The 4,155-nt window shown below is 57.4% G+C and carries 4 protein-coding genes; 1 reads left to right on the top strand and 3 read right to left on the bottom strand.

Annotation, left to right across the window (positions count from 1 at the left end; translation table 11 throughout):
* Nucleotides 1-176: 176 nt before the first annotated feature.
* From fusA to rpsL, 3 genes are all read right to left on the bottom strand, one after another.
* Nucleotides 177-2,279 (bottom strand): elongation factor G, encoded by a 2,103-nt coding sequence (fusA, locus tag WG899_RS22215; RefSeq protein ID WP_339597817.1) that lies wholly within the window; start codon nucleotides 2,277-2,279, stop codon nucleotides 177-179.
* Nucleotides 2,280-2,349: 70 nt separating this feature from the next.
* Complete coding sequence (gene rpsG / locus WG899_RS22220; RefSeq protein WP_263539068.1) at nucleotides 2,350-2,820, bottom strand: 30S ribosomal protein S7; 471 nt, start codon at nucleotides 2,818-2,820, stop codon at nucleotides 2,350-2,352.
* Between the two features lie 170 nt (nucleotides 2,821-2,990).
* Nucleotides 2,991-3,365 carry a 30S ribosomal protein S12 gene (gene rpsL / locus WG899_RS22225; RefSeq protein ID WP_102766011.1) on the bottom strand — a complete coding sequence of 125 codons (375 nt, stop codon included), beginning with the start codon at nucleotides 3,363-3,365 and terminating at the stop codon, nucleotides 2,991-2,993.
* 314 nt (nucleotides 3,366-3,679) lie between these two features.
* Here rpsL and WG899_RS22230 point away from each other — a divergent pair.
* On the top strand, nucleotides 3,680-4,155 hold a 476-nt coding region (locus tag WG899_RS22230; RefSeq protein ID WP_339597818.1), incomplete at its 3' end, for a PIN domain-containing protein.

Raw genomic sequence — 4,155 nt, forward strand, 5'->3', positions numbered from 1 at the left:
GAATTTACTCTTTGCCATGGTATTGCTCCAAAAAGAACAGATTGCCAGTCTGAGGGTTTAGCGTTTCCATCAAGTCTTTAGATCCCGGCGACTGGCAACCGGGTAGACGTTGACGAAGACGATCTCAAATGGGGAAAAGCGCCGGGCTTCGATTCGAGCCCAGCGCTTCAAAGGACTTACTTACCGCGAGCGGTAATGATGGCGTCGGCCACGTTCTTCGGAGCTTCGCTGTAGTGCTTGAACTCCATGGTGTACGTCGCGCGGCCTTGCGTTGCGGAACGCAGGGTCGTCGAGTAGCCGAACATTTCCGACAGCGGAACTTCGGCCTTGATGACCTTACCGCCACCGACCATGTCGTCCATACCTTGAACCATACCGCGACGGCTGGACAGGTCGCCCATCACGTTACCGGCGTAGTCTTCAGGCGTTTCGACTTCCACAGCCATCATCGGCTCCAGGATCACCGGCGAAGCCTTGCGGCAACCTTCCTTGAAGCCCATCGAAGCGGCCATCTTGAAGGCGTTTTCGTTCGAGTCCACTTCGTGGTAGGAACCGAAAGTCAGCGTGACCTTCACGTCCACGACCGGGAAGCCGGCCAGCACGCCGTTCGGCAGGCTGTCGATGACGCCCTTTTCAACCGCAGGGATGAATTCACGAGGAACCACACCGCCCTTGATCGCGTCGACGAACTCAAAGCCCTTACCGGCTTCTTGCGGCTCAACGGTCAGCACCACGTGGCCGTATTGACCCTTACCACCGGACTGACGAACGAACTTGCCTTCGACATCGGTTGCGGTCTTGCGGATGGTTTCGCGGTAAGCCACTTGCGGCTTGCCGACGTTGGCTTCCACACCAAACTCACGCTTCATGCGGTCGACAATAATTTCCAGGTGCAACTCACCCATGCCGGAAATGATGGTCTGGCCCGATTCTTCGTCGGTACGCAGGCGGAATGAAGGGTCTTCCTTGGCCAAACGGCCCAGGGCGATACCCATCTTTTCCTGGTCAGCCTTGGTCTTGGGTTCCACAGCCTGCGAAATCACCGGCTCAGGGAACACCATCTTTTCCAAGGTGATGATCGAATCAGGATCGCACAGCGTTTCGCCGGTGGTCACGTCCTTCAAGCCCACGCAAGCAGCGATGTCACCGGCCAGAATTTCCGAGATTTCTTCACGCTGGTTGGCGTGCATCTGCAGAATACGACCGATACGTTCCTTCTTGCCGCGAATCGGGTTGTAGACCGAGTCACCCGACTTCAACACGCCGGAATAGACGCGCACGAAAGTCAGCTGGCCAACATAGGGGTCAGTCATCAGCTTGAAGGCCAGAGCCGAGAACTTGGCGCTGTCCGACGCTTCACGGCTGTCAGGCGCATCGTTCTCGTCGGTACCCGGCACAGGCGGCACGTCAATCGGCGAAGGCATGAAGTCCAGCACGCCGTCCAGCATGCGCTGCACACCCTTGTTCTTGAACGCGGTACCGCAGAACATCGGCTGGATTTCAGCAGCCAAGGTACGGGCACGGATGCCCTCCAGGATCTCGGCTTCGCTCAGCTCGCCGGTTTCCAGGTACTTGTTCATCATTTCTTCGTTCGACTCGGCGGCGGCTTCAACCAGGTTGTCGCGCCACTTTTGAGCTTCAGCCTGCAATTCAGCAGGGATCTCACGGTAGTCGAACTTCATACCCTGGGAGGCTTCATCCCAGTAGATGGCCTTCATGACCATCAAGTCGATCACGCCCTTGAAGTTTTCTTCGGCGCCGATCGGCAACACGACGGGAACCGGGTTCGCCTTCAGGCGAGCCTTCATCTGGTCCACGACCTTGTAGAAGTTCGCACCGGTACGGTCCATCTTGTTCACAAAGGCCAGACGTGGCACTTTGTACTTGTTGGCCTGACGCCAAACAGTTTCCGACTGAGGCTGCACGCCGCCCACTGCACAGTAAACCATACAGGCGCCATCCAACACACGCATCGAACGCTCAACTTCAATGGTGAAGTCAACGTGTCCGGGGGTGTCAATGATGTTGATGCGGTGCTCGGGGCGCGAAGCGTCCATGCCCTTCCAGAAGCAGGTCGTGGCAGCCGAGGTAATCGTGATGCCGCGCTCTTGCTCTTGCTCCATCCAGTCCATGGTGGCGGCGCCATCATGCACTTCACCGATCTTGTGGTTCACACCGGTGTAATAGAGGATACGCTCGGTCGTCGTGGTCTTGCCAGCGTCGATGTGCGCCGAGATACCGATATTGCGGTAGCGCTCGATGGGGGTCTTGCGTGCCATGATGTCACTCCAGAAAGGCAGGAGCCGCCAGCGGGTCAGTAGAAACCCGAGGCGGCTGAGTCGAAGTAGTTTAGAAGCGGAAGTGCGAGAACGCCTTGTTGGCTTCGGCCATGCGGTGAACTTCGTCACGCTTCTTCATGGCGCCGCCACGGCCTTCGGCCGCTTCCAGCAGTTCATTGGCCAGACGCTGAGACATGGACTTCTCACCACGCTTGCGAGCCGATTCTTTCAACCAACGCATGGCCAGAGCCATCCGGCGGACAGGGCGAACTTCCACGGGAACTTGGTAGTTCGCACCGCCAACGCGGCGTGACTTCACTTCGACCATTGGTTTGACGTTGTTCAACGCGACCAAGAACACTTCCATTGGGTCCTTGCCGACCTTCTTTTCGACTTGTTCCAGGGCACCGTAAATGATGCGCTCTGCAACAGCCTTCTTGCCCGATTCCATGATGACGTTCATGAACTTGGACAGATCAACATTGCCGAATTTTGGATCAGGCAGGATCTCGCGCTTGGGTACTTCGCGACGACGTGGCATGGGATTCTTCCTTATGCTTCAGTTGGTACGGGCATATGCCCTGCACCGTTGGACGATCACCGACATCTGGGACCATCCACTTACTCGGTTTGCTGCATCCTTAATGGATGACATCGAAACCGCAAAAACGCCTGGCGCCCGCATGATGCCGGAACCGGGTGACTCTTTGATTACTTCTTCGGACGCTTGGCGCCGTACTTGGAACGCGACTGCTTGCGGTCTTTCACGCCTTGCAAGTCCAGCGAACCGCGCACAATGTGGTAACGCACACCTGGCAAGTCCTTGACACGACCGCCGCGCACGAGCACAACGCTGTGCTCTTGCAGATTATGGCCTTCACCGCCAATGTACGAGATGACCTCGAAACCATTGGTCAAACGAACCTTAGCAACCTTACGCAAAGCGGAGTTAGGCTTCTTAGGAGTCGTGGTGTAGACGCGGGTGCAAACGCCGCGGCGCTGCGGGCAATTCTGCATTGCCGGCGACTTGGATTTCGTGACCTCGGCCTGACGGCCGTGGCGCACGAGCTGATTGATGGTTGGCATAGGTAACTTGTTCCCGTTTGAAGTCACACGCTTCGGCAGAGTCGCTCAGAATGAGCGCAAACCTTGAAATAACGGTGTCGCGCCGGCCTCAAAATCCTTGAAGTCACTCGCAACAAGGTGATTCGGCCACGCAAAATGCGCAGCAAGGCCTGCCGAAGAGCCTGCGATTGTAGACCAGATCGCTATTAAGATACAAGCCCAGCCCTCTCCGAGGCCCTTGCGGTACGCTACATCTGGCATTTTTATGCCTGAAAAGCCACGTCGGGAGGGTTGCTCGCTCTGCCCTTGACCGCCTCACACACCCCTACGTGACCATGCTTGAAGAACGATCTGTCGCAGGAAGCCCAAGTTGCGAAGGCGGCATCACGACGGTCATTGACACCCAGGTCGTGATGGACTGGCTGGTGTTCAAAAACCCTGCGGTGGATCCGATCGTGGAACGGGTGGAGTCAGGGGCTCTGCGCTGGCTCGGGCTGATGAACATGCGGGAGGAAATGCTGCACGTCCTGGGTCGTGGCATCGCGAGCAGCTACGGCCCTGACCTGGATTACATCGTGCGCATGTTCGAGCAGCACTGCCAGATCGTGACCTCAGTCCCGCCTCCTGCGGTGCGTTTGGTTTGCCGCGACAAGGACGATCAGATGTTCATCGATCTGGCTCTGGCCTCGGGCTCGCGTTGGCTGATTTCGCGGGACCGAGCCGTGTTGGCCTTGGCCAAGCGCGCGGCCAAGGTCGGCTTGGAAATCCTGACTCCTGAGAAGTGGATTCACCTCCACTCGAATTCCTTCGC

Origin of the sequence: Paucibacter hankyongi, assembly GCF_037482915.1 — a bacterium.
GTDB lineage: Bacteria > Pseudomonadota > Gammaproteobacteria > Burkholderiales > Burkholderiaceae_C > Paucibacter_A > Paucibacter_A hankyongi.